The sequence below is a fragment of the Phyllobacterium myrsinacearum genome (genome assembly GCF_014138285.1).
Classification (GTDB): Bacteria; Pseudomonadota; Alphaproteobacteria; order Rhizobiales; family Rhizobiaceae; genus Phyllobacterium; species Phyllobacterium myrsinacearum_A.
Window position 1 is genome coordinate 155,401 of sequence record NZ_JACGXN010000006.1, and the last position, 15,470, is coordinate 170,870.

12 protein-coding genes are annotated in these 15,470 nt (G+C 55.5%); 4 read left to right on the forward strand and 8 right to left on the reverse strand.

All coding sequences use genetic code 11. The annotated features are described in order from the left end of the window. Window positions 1-27: 27 nt before the first annotated feature. Together FHW16_RS18305 and FHW16_RS18310 are read right to left on the reverse strand one after the other, a co-directional pair. Window positions 28-1,464: an NAD(P)-binding domain-containing protein gene (locus tag FHW16_RS18305; protein ID WP_182550710.1), complete on the reverse strand. Its 1,437-nt coding sequence runs from the start codon at window positions 1,462-1,464 to the stop codon at window positions 28-30. Between the two features lie 333 nt (window positions 1,465-1,797). Beyond that, window positions 1,798-2,028: a hypothetical protein gene (locus FHW16_RS18310; protein WP_182550711.1), complete on the reverse strand. Its 231-nt coding sequence runs from the start codon at window positions 2,026-2,028 to the stop codon at window positions 1,798-1,800. Window positions 2,029-2,405: 377 nt separating this feature from the next. On the opposite strand from FHW16_RS18310, the gene FHW16_RS18315 reads away from it, so the two are divergent. Both FHW16_RS18315 and FHW16_RS18320 read left to right on the forward strand, forming a co-directional pair. Then, window positions 2,406-2,987 carry a TetR/AcrR family transcriptional regulator gene (locus FHW16_RS18315; protein ID WP_182550712.1) on the forward strand — a complete coding sequence of 194 codons (582 nt, stop codon included), beginning with the start codon at window positions 2,406-2,408 and terminating at the stop codon, window positions 2,985-2,987. Window positions 2,988-3,803: 816 nt separating this feature from the next. After that, window positions 3,804-5,423, forward strand: coding sequence for a dihydroxyacetone kinase subunit DhaK (locus FHW16_RS18320; RefSeq protein ID WP_182550713.1), 1,620 nt, complete (start codon window positions 3,804-3,806; stop codon window positions 5,421-5,423). 438 nt (window positions 5,424-5,861) lie between these two features. On the opposite strand, the gene FHW16_RS18325 is transcribed toward FHW16_RS18320, so the two are convergent. The 6 genes from FHW16_RS18325 to FHW16_RS18350 form a co-directional block, all read right to left on the reverse strand. After that, the gene (locus FHW16_RS18325; RefSeq protein WP_182550714.1) at window positions 5,862-6,851 is read right to left on the reverse strand and encodes a beta-ketoacyl-ACP synthase III; all 990 of its coding nucleotides are present in this window, start codon (window positions 6,849-6,851) and stop codon (window positions 5,862-5,864) included. Further along, window positions 6,848-8,125 carry an adenosylmethionine--8-amino-7-oxononanoate transaminase gene (locus FHW16_RS18330; protein WP_182550715.1) on the reverse strand — a complete coding sequence of 426 codons (1,278 nt, stop codon included), beginning with the start codon at window positions 8,123-8,125 and terminating at the stop codon, window positions 6,848-6,850. The genes FHW16_RS18325 and FHW16_RS18330 overlap by 4 nt, the downstream gene beginning before the upstream one ends. After that, complete coding sequence (bioD, locus tag FHW16_RS18335) at window positions 8,122-8,760, reverse strand: dethiobiotin synthase (RefSeq protein ID WP_182550716.1); 639 nt, start codon at window positions 8,758-8,760, stop codon at window positions 8,122-8,124. Before bioD ends, FHW16_RS18330 begins: the two co-directional genes overlap by 4 nt. Next, a complete protein-coding gene (locus FHW16_RS18340) occupies window positions 8,757-9,902 on the reverse strand; it encodes an 8-amino-7-oxononanoate synthase (RefSeq protein WP_182550717.1) in 1,146 nt (381 codons plus the stop codon). Before FHW16_RS18340 ends, bioD begins: the two co-directional genes overlap by 4 nt. Further along, a complete protein-coding gene (gene bioB / locus FHW16_RS18345; RefSeq protein WP_182550718.1) occupies window positions 9,899-10,903 on the reverse strand; it encodes a biotin synthase BioB in 1,005 nt (334 codons plus the stop codon). Before bioB ends, FHW16_RS18340 begins: the two co-directional genes overlap by 4 nt. A gap of 196 nt (window positions 10,904-11,099) precedes the next feature. Then, entirely contained in the window at window positions 11,100-11,768 is a 669-nt protein-coding gene (locus FHW16_RS18350) for a GntR family transcriptional regulator (RefSeq protein WP_182550719.1), read from the reverse strand. 328 nt (window positions 11,769-12,096) lie between these two features. Between FHW16_RS18350 and FHW16_RS18355 the strand changes: the two genes are divergently transcribed. Beyond that, entirely contained in the window at window positions 12,097-14,073 is a 1,977-nt protein-coding gene (locus FHW16_RS18355; protein WP_182550720.1) for an oleate hydratase, read from the forward strand. A 366-nt stretch (window positions 14,074-14,439) separates the two neighbouring features. Beyond that, complete coding sequence (rsgA, locus tag FHW16_RS18360; RefSeq protein ID WP_348643904.1) at window positions 14,440-15,465, forward strand: ribosome small subunit-dependent GTPase A; 1,026 nt, start codon at window positions 14,440-14,442, stop codon at window positions 15,463-15,465. The last annotated feature ends 5 nt before the right edge of the window (window positions 15,466-15,470 follow it).

The window sequence follows — 15,470 nt, forward strand, 5'->3', positions numbered from 1 at the left end:
GTTGTTCTTTCGGTTTTTTGAAGAGGTCTATTCCGCAGCAATGGTCTCGGCCTGCCAGATGGCCGAGGCATAAAGCTGTTCGGAAAATTCCGGATCAACAGAGCCAGTGATCCGTTTTTCGTGATGATCGAGGTCGGCCAGAAAAAGATCGCGGCTGATACGGGCGACCACGGCAGGAACATCGCGCCGAATACTGGGTACGTCGCCGATCGGCAGACCGAAGCTGACAAAACCAGCAGGGTTATAGACGTGAATGTCTTTCAGATAGGGGGCTTGTCCCGGCACTTTTTCAAGAAACTCATGCGCGAGACCCAGATAGGGATGGGCTTCAAGCGAGGAATCCCGCTCGTCGGCAGCCGGGCTATATTGGTCACGCCACAACCTGATCTTGTCGGCAAACGCAACCAGTTCCGGACGCGCTGCCGGATCAGCAAAATAGCCGGTTCCGGCGATCACGAAGTCGAAATCGAACGTTTGCCCGTGTATTTGCGTGACAACCTTTCCCTCGCGAACATCGGCGACGTCCCATGGCGCGCCAAGATGCAGATGGAAGTTCGACTGCCTGACAACGCGTTCTATGGCATCGGGTGGCGGGGTTGATCCCGCGGCCCGAAAGCGCAACGCCTGCTTCCAGCGGATGGCATCGGGAAGATGCGGATAATTGTCGTAGGCACCGGGATAACCGCGAACGCGATTGATCGGGACGTTGGCAATCGATGCACGACGGGCAAAGAGATGGGTATTAGCCGCACCGTTCTCCAGAGCGGTTGCCGCAGCGTCAAATGCGGATGCAGCAGATCCGACAACAGCGATGGATTTGCCCTTCAGTCCGGTAAAATCAATCACCTCCGACGTGTGAGCAAGGTGCGTTTTTGGAAGACTGGACAATGCAGGTGGAACATAGGCGCCGCCGGCACCACCAACGCCGTTTCCAAGGACGATTTTACGTGTCATTTCAATGTGGTGCCTGCCTGCAACGTCAAGATGCAGGCGAAAGTGACCGTCCGCCGGTTCGATCTGCAACAGCTTTGTTGCGTAACGAATCTTGATCCCGAGAAAGTTGCGGTACCATTTGAGATAGTCAGCCCAATCGATCCGGGAAATTCGGTCAAAGGAAGCATAGGCTTCGGCACCACGCCGGGCTTCATACCAGGATTGAAAGGAAAGGCCGGACAGGCCGAGCTCCGGTCCAGCAAGACTTTTTGGTGTTCTCAACTTGTTCATGCGTGCCCGCGTCAGCCAAACGCCGGCGTGGCTCTCATCGTCAGCGGCATCAATGACATTGACTTTGCCAATGCCAGCACGCCGCAGCGCAAAGGCAAAGGTCGCACCTGTCTGCCCGCCACCAATGATCGTAACGTTGTGATCGATACCCCTGATATCCGGAACCCAGTTTACGGGCGCTTCGCCGATGAGGCGCAACGTTTCCTGTGCCGAAAAATCCGGATTGTCGGGCTTGGTCATTCGTGGCGCATCTCCGAGAGTTTCATTCCCGGCGAGGCTAGGCGGCTCAATTTTACCAGTCCAGCAACATATCCTTGGTGTGTTGACTAGAATTTCTTTCCGATCTTGATCGGGTAGGAAAGCCACGGCAAAAGTCATGTTGATTTCTCAGATTTTGCAAGCAGCCGTTGCTCGGCAAAATCTTCAGGAACACCGTAGTCCCGGCGATATCACGGTAACCTCACCCAGCCTGGTCGGGTTCTGAGGGATGAGCCATGCCAGCTGTTCTTCTGAACGAGGAAAAGGCCCCGAATTACGTCAGGGCTTTTCGTTCAACCGGCACCTCGATTTCACCTAGTTTATACCTACGGCTATTTGCGTTCCTGAAAAACCGGCGAAACCAAGGCGGGGTGCGGCGGCGAGTGTCTCCACCTTGCTTTTCGTGTTAATTTTCTTGTTCTGGCTGTCGGCACGGACGGGAAACCCTGCATTGGATTTGTAATGCGTTTCAGATGTCTGGCCACCCGTTGTTGAACAGGCGGCGAGAGAAAGGGCCATACCTGCGGCGAGGAGTAAACGTGTCATTTTATAACCCTCCTTAAGGGTCGACGTATGATCAATAGATAGACTGCGGCGTCATTGCAGTATGGGCATAATATCAAATTATGATCATACTACAATCGAAAAAAATAATGTGGCAAATACGCAGTGGCATTCTCGCGAATTGACGCGTTTGTACACCGTAGAGCTCTGGGCAAACTCGCCGTGACGGGAGCCAAACAATCATCTGCCGCCTGCCATCCGCTGCGCCGAAAGACGGTACGCGGCGTGCACACGTATCTCGTCTGTCTGCATCCTGACGGTTCTGCAGTTCAACAGCGCGCGGCATCCGATAGTAGATTGTATTATGTAGCGTTAATGATATTATGACTATAATTTAATTGATGGAGCTGTGTTAAATCATGCGATATGAGAAAGGGCGAAAAGACACATCTCGTCGCCGGATAATGGAAGTCGCAAGCGAGCGGTTTCGTGATGATGGTATCGCCGCGACCGGGCTTGCGAGTATAATGAGCGACGCTGGACTAACGAACGGAGCCTTCTATCCACATTTTGATTCGAAAGCGGAGCTTGTGCGCGAGTGCGTGGCGGATGCGCTGGAAGGTCAGGCAGAGAAATTGCTCAAGGCATTGGCATCAGGTGGTCTAGAACTCGTCATAGCCACTTATCTTTCACCGGAGCATCGGGACAATCCCGGAGACGGTTGCGCTTCCGCTGCCTTGTTGCCCGAACTTGCCCGTCAGCCGGCCGATACGCGCCAGCTCTATACCGACAGATTACTGGCCATGGTACGGCAAATGTCAGCTGGGCTTCCACCGCAGACGCGGGATCCTGAAGGTGCTGTTCTGGCTATCTACGCCATGTTCGTCGGCACGCTTCAAATGGCACGAGCAGTGGAAGGAACGGTGTTGTCGGATCGCATACTTGCGGTGGGAGCGGATGCTGTACGGGCGCTGGCTCAATCATATCAAGTCAAAGGATAGCCCGATGACATTCAAGGCGCTGCGTTCATAAAAACTGGGGAAATTATCTCAATCAGAGTTGCGAGACGGTCGATCGCGACCTGATGCCGGACTGTCCAGATTTTCGTTCCTGATGAAGTCATGGCCGCCGTCAACCGGATATTCGAAGTTACAGTTCAGGTGCGGGATCATTGATGTCAAAGCATGATGGAAGACACATTATCGCCATGAAATGACTGGTGCACGGCCTTTCACTTAACCCCAGTCAATCAAAACGATGAGAACAAGGGATATAACGACCGCAAGACCGAAAGCAGAGGCGGCCGCTCGGACAAGTCTGGGGTGCCGGCGAAGTGGAAGATATGCAAGCCAGCATCCAGCAACGAGGAGCGCACATACCAGCAGCATCCCAACAACCAGGCCGCCAACGTCAATTTTATTCAGCGCAGAATTGGACAGTGCCCCAAGACACGCAACCGACAATCCAATCGTTATCAGGATTGCGAAAACGAAGCTGCTGGAAAAATACATCAACCTCAACGCCATGCTCAACGGCCTTTGGTCCATCACAATGTGCCTCGTATTTTCTGGATACCCTATACTCAATGAATGACATATGTGCCTTCAACACCATTCGCTATGTCAAAAACAAGGTCGCTGTCTTTATCCCGTTATGAAGCCGAACCGTGTGAAGGGTCGGGTATTGAAAAGCGGGCCTGATGATAGGAACGCAACACTACCGCTGCGGCTGCACGAACCATTCGCAGCGTGGTCTACATTGTTGTAAGCAAAGCCATCCTCGGCCATCAATCCCACCTGACGATAAGGAAGTTTTCAATGGCACAGTTCATCAACAAAAGAGAAAATGTTGTTACGGAGGCTATTGACGGCATTTTGTCCGCCTCGCGCAGTAAGCTTGCACGCCTTGATGGCTTTCCGCACATTCGTGTGATCATTCGCAATGATTGGGACAAGTCCAAGGTCGCATTGGTTTCGGGCGGAGGATCAGGCCATGAACCTGCCCATGCGGGCTTTGTCGGAGCAGGCATGCTAACCGCAGCGGTATGCGGCGACGTGTTTGCATCACCAAGTGTCGATGCGGTTCTGGCGGGTATCCTAGCGGTGACAGGACCAGCCGGTTGTCTTCTTATCGTCAAGAATTATACCGGTGACCGGCTCAATTTCGGTCTTGCTGCAGAGCGTGCGCGAGGCTTCGGGCTCAATGTGAACATGGTCATCGTGGATGACGATATCGCTCTGCCGGATTTGCCTCAGGCGCGCGGAATTGCCGGAACACTGTTTGTGCACAAGATTGCCGGTGCGATGGCTGAACGCGGTGCAACCCTGGAGGCCATCACGGTTGCGGCCCGGCGGGTCATTTCCAGCACAAAGAGCATCGGCATGTCGCTTGACACCTGCACGGTGCCCGGATCATCCAAAGAGAACCGCATCCCGGCAGGAATGGCTGAACTCGGCCTCGGCATACACGGCGAGCCGGGCGTAGAGCAGATCGTTTATTCTGACGCCAGAACGGCAATGGACGCGGTTGTACGCAAGCTCGCGGCAGCGATGGATGACAAGCCGCATGTTGCGCTTATTAACAATCTCGGCGGGACCTCGGTTCTCGAAATGTCGGTTCTGGTTCATGAACTCGTCAATTCATCGCTCGGTAAAAGTCTTTCACACATTGTCGGACCGGCGGCCATGATGACCTCCCTCGACATGCGCGGGTTTTCCGTTTCCGTTTATCCCGCGGAGGAGGCGGATCTGGATGCTTTGGGCGAAGCGGTATCGTTGGCTGCATGGCCAGGTCTTTCGCAGGTAACACCCATAGTAATTATGCCAATGCCGGACGGTCTGACGCCTATCGCACCTCTTCCATCACAGCATGATCAAACACGGAAATTCCTTTTCAATTGCTGTGACATGCTCATTTCTGCGGAGCAGGATCTGAATGCCCTGGATGCCAAGTCTGGTGATGGAGACACGGGTTCCACATTGGCGGGGGCTGCACGAGCATTAATAAAAGCGATTGATCGTTTACCTCTAGCTGATCATGCACAATTGTTGCGCGCAATTGGTCAGGAACTCAGCCAGACGATGGGGGGCTCATCAGGTGTCCTTCTTGCCATTTTCTTCACAGCCGCAGGTGAGGGTGCTTCCAGCGGCCTGACCCTGAACGATGCGCTGAAGGCTGGACTCATACGCATGCAGGAAATTGGCGGCGCCCGCGCGGGAGACAGGACGATGGTGGATGCGCTCGCTCCGGCGCTCGATGCTCTTGACGTAAGCTTGCAATCTGCTGCCAAGGCAGCACGGGCGGGGGCTAATCTGACGGCGACATTCGTACGGGCCAACGCGGGGCGCGCGGTCTATATCAATGCCAAGCAGCTGGAGGGGCATATCGATCCAGGCGCAGAAGCGGTGGCTCGACTGTTTGAACACCTGGCGATTTGAGCTTTTGTGAACCAGACGGATCAAACGCACGCGAAGCACCGGCTTTGTTTGTGGCAGGATCATCCTGATGGCGAGCCGGGCGCTCTCCTGTGATGAATCTGTCATTCTGCATTGGCAGCTTCCCGCGCCATGTCACAAGTCGCGGCGAGAGACCAAAAGGATTTCATGCAATGCTCGATCCAACCGTGCCGCTGGCATGAAGCTGGCACTTGAACCTTCACACCCAGCTTGCGGCGGAAATCGATCCTGCCTTGTGATCGTTGGGGATTCCGTTGATGATTGGTGGAAGCGTGACCCGAGTGAAGTGCTCGATGTCTGCCTTGAGCGTTGCCGTAGCGTTTGCTAGGTTAATCCGAACTCTGGACATCACCGAGAACATGGCGGGTTGGCATTTATGTGAGGGCTCTGTTTGATCTGTAGTTATGTTTTCATCACCCTCTAAACACCCCAAACAACGGCACCGCCCGTTAATCCAGCGCCAGCTGCGGTCAGGAGTAGTTTTTCCCCGGATATGAAGGGGCGATCCCCATTTGCAATCGACAGAGAAAGTGGAATTGTCGCTGCTGATGAATTTCCGTACTCGGTGATGGTGCGCACTGTTCGGCAAGATTCGATGCCAAGCTTTTCACTGACGACATCAAAAATACGCGTATTGGCCTGATGCGGCACGAACCTGTCTATATCAGCCGGATAGAGTTCGGCATTCGCCATCGCCCGTTCAGCACAACCGGTCATCATCTGTACCGCCTGCGCGAACATTTCCTTGCCGTTATGCATGGTCATCAGGCTTTCGTCGTGCGCCATATGCGGCGAAAACGGCCTCTTCGAACCGCCGGCGGGGATGGAAATCAAATCGTAGTGACTACCATCCGAAGCCAAATCCATACCAAGCAGACCCTTGCCTATGTCATTGGATGGAACCAGAACGACAGCACCGGCAGCATCCGCAAAAAGCACCGCACTTGCACGTTCGGCCGGGTTGATACGTCGGCTCAGAATGTTGGCGGCAATGACAAGAACGGGCCGCTTGTGCGTGCGCACGAAACCATCTGCGAGCGTCAGTGCATAGAGAAAGCCCGAGCATGCACCTGCAAGATCAACGGCACCTGAATTGATAAGATTGAGGCGATGGGCGAGTAACGGAGCTGACGGTGGCAACAGATGGTCCGGCGTCGATGTGGCAAGGAGAGTCAACGCGATGTCAGCCGGTTGCAAACTGGCGCGATCAATCGCTGACTGCCCTGCCTTTGCCGCGATGTCCGTTAGCAGTTCACCATCCTCTGCCCAGTGCCTCGCACGGATACCGGTTCTTCGCTCGATCCAACCGGCCTCCAGACCAAGTCTGTCTTCTATCACCGCGTTCTCCACGCGCCGGAAAGGCACGTAGTGACCAAATCCGGCAATACGGCTTGAGACTGCCTGGCTCATCGGGTGCCAGCGAATATATCCGCTGCCTCATCGATGCCGTTATAGGCACAATCGAGACCCGCCTCGTCGATGCAGTAAGGCGTCATGAGATAAATGACGTTGCCCAACGGGCGGATCAGCAGATTCCGCGAACGGAAGAACGCACGCAGTTTCGGCCCGACATTTGAGAGATAACCGGACGCTGGAACATTAAGGTCCAATGCTGCGATCGTTCCGGCCTGACGTACATTGCTGAATCGCGGATCTTCCGCGAAACGCTTCAGTCTTTGCTGGTGCAGGGTTTGCAGGGACTGAATTCGGTCCAGAACCGGTTCGTCTTTCCACACGGCAAGATTGGCCAGACCCGCCGCACACGCAATCGGATTGGCGGTATAGGAGCTCGAATGAAAAAACGTTCTGCTTCGATCTGTGGACAGATGCGCATCAAAGATTTCCGGGGAACACAGGGTTGCTGCCAGCGGCAAAGCTCCGCCGGTCAAGCCTTTTGAAGTGCACAAAATATCCGGCATCACATCACCCTGGTTACATGCAAAAAGTGTCCCCGTTCGCCCCCAGCCGGTCATCACCTCGTCGGCAATCAGCAGGGTGTGATGCTGCCCGGCAATCCGTTTCAATTCAGCCAGCACGGATGCCGGATACATCCGCATGCCTCCGGCCCCCAATACCAGCGGTTCAATCAGCAATGCAGCAACTTGGCCGCTGCGGCACAATGCTTCAAAGGCATCGAGTGTATTCTGCTCCTGTCCGGGCTCGGGAAATGGCAACCGGTCCACACTGAAAAGCAACGACTCATAGGCGGCATTGAACACACCGCGCGCTCCGGCCGACATGGTACCGACCGTGTCGCCGTGATAGCTGTGCTCCATAACGACAATACGCGAGCGCGGTGCACCCGAATTGTGAAAGAAGCCGAGGGCCATCTTGAGTGCTACTTCCACACAGGTCGAACCGCTGTCTGAATAAAACACATGGGCAAGCCCGGCAGGGGCAATCGCAAGCAAGCCCCTTGCAAGCTCTTCTGCTGGCTCATGGGTAAACTCCGCGAAAATGATCTGATCATAGGCGTCACACGCGTTGCGGATCGCTTCCATTATGCGCGGGTGCCGATGGCCGTGTGTGATCACCCACCAGGAAGAAATCGCATCCAGAATGGCTGAACCGGCCTCGTCAAAAAGCCATGCCCCATCGGTTCTGATGATCCGCTTCATTGCGGGTTCGAGTGCGTGCTGGGTAAACGGATGCCAGACTGGCGATTGTACTGAAGAACCGGTCATGGGATCACCATCTGAAAATCCGCGATATTGAAATGAGCGCGGAAAGCCACGCGTAACGCGTCAGGCGTCAAGGGATTGAGAATCGGCAACCGGCCGAGGCAGCGGACTTTTCCCAGCGATCCGATGATATTCTGTGTGTCTTCCGTTTCGTCCCCGATGAAGACAACACCGAAAACCGGCACCGCACGTTGGCGCAGGGCCTCCAGCGACAGCAATGTATGATTGATGGTTCCCAATCCCGTGCGGGCACACAGAATGACAGGAATCTGCCAACGGAAAAAAACATCGGCAAACACTTCGGTTTCCGTCAAGGGAACCATGACGCCACCGGCCCCCTCGATGACAAGCGCGGACCGGGTTGACGGTGGGGTCAGCAATTCCGGATAAATCCGGACATTATCTATTCTGGCGGCAAGATGCGGCGATGCCGGTGTCTGCAGCCGCCACGCTTCGGAAATAATCCTGTTGGAGGGTAGTTCGCCAAGCCGCGCCACAACCTCGCTATCGGTCTCCTCCTGCAGCCCCGCCTGCACCGGCTTCCAGTAGGACGCACCCAGCGCGTCCGTCAGTGCCGCCGAAAAGACCGTCTTGCCGATATTCGTATCCGTGCCGGCCACGACGAAGCGCACGCTCATAGTGTTTCCTCGCTCAGCACGGTTTTGAGATGATCCAGCATTCGCATGATCTCACTTTCGTTGACATTCAGGGTGATGGCGATGCGGAGACGAGCAGTCCCCTCGGGAACCGTTGGCGGGCGAATGGCGCGCACGTCGAAACCACATATCTGCATCCGGGTCGCGACACGCGTGGCGCTGATGTTGCTGCCGATAATCACGGGCAATATTTGTGATCCGCTGCTCGGGGTACCGAGCGTGGCAGCGAGCTGCGCATTGGCAAACGTCAGGCGTTTTTTTAGATCCGTCCGGCGCTGCGGTTCGGTGGCCAGCATTTTGAGCGCCTCGCGCACGCCAGCCGCGATGAGCGGCGACGGGGCAGTCGAGTAGATAAAGGCACGGGCGCGATTGACGAGATAATCGCAGATGGCGGCACGAGCACCTACCAATGCGCCGGAAACGCCAAGTGCCTTGCCACAGGTATGCAGGACAATGACATTGTCCCGCCCTTCCAACCCGGCAGCAAGGCCACGTCCTCTTTTGCCGAACACACCGGTTGCATGTGCCTCGTCAATCACCAGAAAACTGTCATATCTGTCTGCAAGGGCGATCAGTTCGGCCAGTGGCGCCCGGTCGCCATCCATGGAGTAGAGGCTCTCGACAGCTATCCAGCCGTGCCCTTTGCCGCCTGCCTTCCGCCATATCCGTAGTGCTGCCTCGACACTCCCCGTGTCATTGTGCATGGCCGCGACCGCATTGGCACGGCTGGCGGTAATGCCTTCGCGGGCACTGGCATGGATGAGTGCATCGTAAATGATGAGATCATCGCGTTGAGGCAGTGTCGAAAACAGCGCCGCGTTGGCGGCATAGCCGCTTGCGAAATAGAGCATCCTCTCCACGCCGAAGAAAGTGGCCGCCTCGTCTTCAAGCGCCTGATGCTCCGGGTGATTGCCGCGAAGCAGCCGGGATCCGCCCGAGCCGACAGGTATACCCCGCTCGGCTGCGGCAGCCACAGCCGCCGCGATGCGCGGCGAGCCGGCAAATGCGAGATAGTCATTCGAAGTGAAATCAATGCCTTTGCGCTGCGCCAGAACACGCAATCGGCCCTTGCGCTCCAGACCGGTCAACAGCCTGTCATAGCGGGCAAGACAATGCGGCGTCATTCTACAGCGCCGAGTGGCAGTGCTTTCAATCCCAATCGGCGGAAGAGTCCCGTATCATGGTCTTCACCGGGGTTCTCTGCGGTGAGAAGCGTGTCACCAATAAAGATCGAGTTTGCTCCGGCAAAGAAGCACATGGCTTGCATCTCATCGCTCATTTCCGTCCGTCCGGCGGAAAGGCGAACATACGTACCGGGCATGAGAATGCGGGCGAGCGCGATAGCCCGCACAAATGCGATGGGATCAACTGGAGCAGCATTGGCCAGCCTTGTACCGGGGATCGGGATCAGCATATTGATCGGAACACTCTCCGGCTGTACCGGGAGGTTGGCGAGAGTGACCAGCATCGAGATGTGATCATCCACAGTCTCGCCCATGCCGAGGATACCGCCGGCACAGACCTTTATCCCTGCATCCCTTACATTGCCGAGCGTTTCCAGACGGTCTGAAAAACTGCGGGTACTGATGATCTCGCGATAGAATCGCTCCGATGTATCGATGTTGTGATTGTAGTAGTCGAGGCCTGCATCCGCGAGTCTGATCGCCTGGTCCGGGGAAAGCATGCCCAATGTCATGCAAGTTTCCATTCCCAATTTCCGGACACCTTCAACCATGGCCACAACCATATCCATGTCGCGATCTTTGGGGCTGCGCCATGCGGCACCCATACAGTAACGTGTTGCACCGCCATCCCGCGCCTTGCGCGCTTCCGCGACAACCTTTTCAACCTCAAGAAGCTTTGAGGCCTTGAGGCCGGTCGGAGAACGCGCCGACTGACTGCAATAGCCGCAATCTTCAGGGCATCCACCGGTTTTGATCGAGAGCAATTTGCTCAGTTGAACAGCGTTGGGATTAAATCTTTCCCTGTGCACGGTCTGCGCCTCAAACAGTAGATCATTGAACGGCAAATTATAGATTTTTTTTGCCTCATCAAAACTCCACCGATCCGCCGAGGCGTCGACAAGGGATAAATCTTGTGATTCCTGGATTACAGATGCTGACATAACGCGCTTCCCCGTGCTTCACGTTGCGTTTATTATAGATAGAATCGTAAATTATCTATAATTCTATTTACCTTGCACAAAAAAGCAAGCGGGCGCTGCAGTGCAACTTGGACAAGCAACGGGATCTGTTCGAGGAGAAATAAGTTGCAGGCTTATGCTGCGCCGACAGAGCGGTTCGATTTAAATGGAATCTGATTCAGCCAACAATGGCGAATACATCCCGTGTCGAGCCTGTGGGGCTCTTGACCGGTTTCTGGCCGATCCACTGAACGTGCCGTTCCAGCACTGCGACAGCGTTATCAATATTCCCCTGCCGCAGGAATCCGAGAATGGCGCGATGATCGTGATCGGTCCGAACTTCCCATTCCGAGCGCCATGCTGAAAACAGGAAGCGCGCGCTCACCGCATGCAGATCATCTATTGCGGCCAAAAGGCGTGGCATTGCACACGGCGTCAGGATCAGTCGGTGGAACCGCCGGTTTGCCTCTTCCCAGGAGCGCACATCGCGGGAATTGTCGCCGGCAACCGTAGCTTCCTCCGCTTCTTCGAGAATCGAGGATGTCAGATGCTGGGCGGCTTGACGAAGTGCGAGCCCTTCCAGCTCTGCACGCATCAGTGCGACTTCGCGAACTTCCTTCAGGTCAAACGAAGCCACGCGCACGCCCCGGCGCGGCTCGCTGACGGCCAGACCCTGCGCCTCCAGCTTGCGGAACGCCTCCCTGACCGGAACGTGACTGGTCCCGAACTCCTCTGCAACGTGATCTTGCCGCAGCTTGACACCCGGTTCCAGCTGACCCGTTACAATTCTGTCCGCAAGGATACGGCTAATACGGGTGGCGATCGTGTCTTCATTGGCTGCGGTCATGATTTATAGATATTTTGCTTCACACCACCTGTCGAGCCCGGCACGTGCTTCTTCCGCCAGAATGACCGGCATTATCCGAACAAAAGATCAAAATGCCAAAATGATTGCAACGCTAAATGAATCCGTATCTCTGTCATCCGAGCTGGAAATGCACTTCCGCCCGAATTCCATAAAGTCTGTTGGGCGTCTTTTTCGCAGATTGGCTGACTTCATAAGGATGAGAATGACCGCCTTTCAACTCTGACCAGCCGACTTGTCATGACGTATGATTTGGGACAGGCTGCAAAGCGATCAGGCTAAGATTCAACTCGGTCCGGAGAGAGGTACCATGACCAACTCAAACCCTACCGCCAGAAAATCCAGCAAGCCATTCAAGGTCGAGAACGACACCACTGCCGCCTATTGGCACAACAGTGCCGGCAATAGCCTGCCGCCTCCCGATATGATGGGCGCTTATATGCGCAACCGTCCGGTTCTGACCGGGCCGGTTGAGCGCCGCAAGGCGTGGATCATCGGCAGCGGTATCGCGGGTCTTGCCGCGGCCTTTTACATGATCCGCGATGGCGGTATGGCGGGCGAGGACATCACCATCTTGGATACGATGCGGATCGAAGGGGGCTCGCTCGACGGTGCGGGCAATCCCGAGGACGGCTATATTGTCCGTGGCGGTCGCGAGATGAACTGGAACTATGACAATCTGTGGGACCTGTTCCGGGACGTGCAGGCGCTCGAATTGCCAGAGGGCTATAGTGTCCTCGACGAATACCGGCTGGTCAACGACAATGACCCCAACTTCTCAAAAGCGCGGCTCATGCACAAGCGGGGTCAGATTCGTGATTTTTCAACATTGGGTCTTTCCAAGTCGCAACAGTGGGAACTGATCCGCCTGCTGCTGAAGCGTAAGGAAGATCTCGACGATGTCACCATCGAACAATATTTCAGCGCGGACTTCCTTGAAACCAATTTCTGGTATCTCTGGCGCTCCATGTTCGCGTTCGAAAATTGGCAGAGCCTTCTTGAAATGAAGCTTTACATGCACCGGTTCCTCGATGCTATCGACGGGCTGACTGACATGTCGGCGCTGATCTTCCCGAAGTACAATCAGTTCGACAGCTTTGTTCGTCCTCTGGTGACGCATCTGCGGGAACGCGGTGTGAAAGTGCAGTTCGATACGCGTGCCTATGATCTTGAAATGACCATCGAGGGTGAAGCCCGCACGGTTGCGGCTATCCGGGCAAACGTGGGTGGCGCCGATACGACCATTGCCGTTGGTCCGAAGGATCTGGTCTTTGCATTGACGGGGTCGATGACCGAGGGCACCGCCTATGGCGACATGGACAATGCCCCGGTACTCGACCGTGGTAAACATGACCCGGGCCAAGCCAGTGACTGGGCGCTGTGGAAGAACCTGGCGAAGAAATCACCCATCTTCGGTCAGCCCGAGAAATTCTATGGCAATGTCGATGGCTCGATGTGGGAATCGGTGACACTCACCTGCAAACCATCCCCCTTTGTCGAGAAGCTGAAAGAGCTTTCAGTGAACGATCCCTATTCGGGCAAAACGGTGACGGGCGGGATCATTACCTTTACCGACTCGAATTGGGTGCTTAGCTTTACCTGCAACCGTCAGCCACACTTCCCGACCCAACCCAAGGATGTTTTAGTGATCTGGGTCTATGCCCTGCTGATGGACAAGGACGGCAACTTCGTCAAAAAGCCGATGCCGGCCTGTACCGGGCGTGAGATTCTGGCTGAGCTTTGCTATCATCTCGGCATCGAGGATCAACTGGATGCCGTGGCGGCAAACACGAAGGTGCGCCTAGCGCTGATGCCCTATATCACTGCGCAGTTCATGCCGCGTGCGGCGGGAGATCGGCCGCATGTTGTGCCTGCGGGCTGTACCAACCTTGGCCTGATGGGCCAGTTCGTCGAGACGTCGAATGATATCATCTTCACGATGGACAGTTCGATCCGTACCGCACGGATCGCCGTATATACGCTTCTGAATCTACCCAAGCAGGTACCGGACATCAGCCCGACGCAGTATGATATCCGCTCACTTTTAAAGGCTGCCCGCGCGTTGAACAATGGGGAGCCTTTTCCCGGTGAACGCCTGCTGCATCGGCTGTTGGACAAGACCTATTATGCTCACATCCTGCCGCCGCTGCCTGAACCCGATTCCGCCAAGCGTGACGCTGCCGAAGGCGAGTTAACGGGTCTTCTCGGCAAGGGCAACCAGGCGCTCGGCACTGTCTTGGGCTGGCTGGAAAAGGTTCGGGAAAGCTTCACTACCCGCAAGAATTAGGCTTTGTCGGCTTGGGTAACCATTACCTTTGACAGCGGCGATGCGGCAGTTGTCAAATGGCCTTCGAACATTAATGGCGTGGCGGGGCTTGCGCTGTCGAATAATATGGTAACGGCAGTGCAGGTGCGATATTCATTAACAAAAATCCATCTGGTTTATACGTCCTGGATCTTGTCGTTCTGTTCGAGAAACTTGCCGATCTTGCTAAATCCCACCGCGCCGCTTTATAGCTGCCTGGGAGGTGCAACGCGGCAGAGCAGGCAAGCTAACTTCGATCAGGGCGTGTGCTTGGGTTGATTGTCGTCAAAGTCACCTCATTTGAAGGATAGTGTCTATGTATGCGACGCCGTATCATCGGGCAGAACCGTGACAGATCACGCTGCCACTCTTGAAAGTCTGGGATGGTCCGAGTTTTTTGGCGATCAGCTTGAATCTGAGGATTTCGATCTCGTCCCAATGCGCATTTCCATGGTTCATCGCGCGCGCCTGGCTGCGATCTCTCAAGCAGGCGAGGTCAGATTGACTCTTTCGACTGAGACCAATACTGCCGATTTTGCTGTGGGGGATTGGGTGCTGGCCCATGCTGACACTCATTTGTTGCAACGCCGTCTGAACCGTAAAACATTGCTGTCGCGCCGCAGGGCGGGGAATGGTGTCAATCAACTTGCGGCTGCCAATGTCGATACTCTGTTTATCGTCGCGTCTTGCAACGCCGATTTTAACTCTGCCCGGCTGGAACGATATCTCGCCTTGGCAAATGAAGCCGGAACCAATCCGGTCATCGTCCTGACCAAGGCTGACACCACGTCAGATGCCGGGGAATACGAACGTCAAGCCGCAGCGTTACAACGCGGGTTGGACGTCGTTGCCCTTAACGCCCGTTCTGCTGATGCTGCAATCGCATTGGCTCCCTGGTGTGCAGCGGGGCAAACTGTGGCGCTGGTCGGTTCATCGGGTGTGGGAAAATCGACGCTGGTGAACACGCTGGCTGGTCCCGATCAGGTATTGCCCCAGCTGACAGGTGCCATCCGCGAACACGATGCCAAGGGTCGTCACACCACCACCTCACGGTCTCTGCATGCTGTTTCAGGCGGTGGCTGGGTAATTGATACGCCAGGAATCCGCACGATGCAGGTCAGTGATGCGGGGTATGGTATCGATATGCTGTTCGCGGAAATTACGGAACTTGCGCCTCTTTGCAGGTTTCGCGATTGCACCCATGCCCATGAACCGGGCTGCGCAGTACAAGCCGCAGTGGCTGCAGGTTCGCTGGATCCTGAACGACTGGCTCGCTGGCAGAAATTGCGGGAGGAAAACCGTGAGAATACGCCTGAGCAAGGCCGATCGCCGCGAGGCGGAAATTCCATGCCCAATCGTAGAGGCAGACATTGAACGAT

What these genes read in the sequence shown, in the direction of transcription:
- FHW16_RS18305 (WP_182550710.1), bottom strand. Translation starts at nt 1,464, where the DNA reads ATGACCAAGCCCGACAATCCGGATTTTTCGGCACAGGAAACGTTGCGC.
- FHW16_RS18310 (WP_182550711.1), bottom strand. Translation starts at nt 2,028, where the DNA reads ATGACACGTTTACTCCTCGCCGCAGGTATGGCCCTTTCTCTCGCCGCC.
- FHW16_RS18315 (WP_182550712.1), top strand. Translation starts at nt 2,406, where the DNA reads ATGCGATATGAGAAAGGGCGAAAAGACACATCTCGTCGCCGGATAATG.
- FHW16_RS18320 (WP_182550713.1), top strand. Translation starts at nt 3,804, where the DNA reads ATGGCACAGTTCATCAACAAAAGAGAAAATGTTGTTACGGAGGCTATT.
- FHW16_RS18325 (WP_182550714.1), bottom strand. Translation starts at nt 6,851, where the DNA reads ATGAGCCAGGCAGTCTCAAGCCGTATTGCCGGATTTGGTCACTACGTG.
- FHW16_RS18330 (WP_182550715.1), bottom strand. Translation starts at nt 8,125, where the DNA reads ATGACCGGTTCTTCAGTACAATCGCCAGTCTGGCATCCGTTTACCCAG.
- bioD (WP_182550716.1), bottom strand. Translation starts at nt 8,760, where the DNA reads ATGAGCGTGCGCTTCGTCGTGGCCGGCACGGATACGAATATCGGCAAG.
- FHW16_RS18340 (WP_182550717.1), bottom strand. Translation starts at nt 9,902, where the DNA reads ATGACGCCGCATTGTCTTGCCCGCTATGACAGGCTGTTGACCGGTCTG.
- bioB (WP_182550718.1), bottom strand. Translation starts at nt 10,903, where the DNA reads ATGTCAGCATCTGTAATCCAGGAATCACAAGATTTATCCCTTGTCGAC.
- FHW16_RS18350 (WP_182550719.1), bottom strand. Translation starts at nt 11,768, where the DNA reads ATGACCGCAGCCAATGAAGACACGATCGCCACCCGTATTAGCCGTATC.
- FHW16_RS18355 (WP_182550720.1), top strand. Translation starts at nt 12,097, where the DNA reads ATGACCAACTCAAACCCTACCGCCAGAAAATCCAGCAAGCCATTCAAG.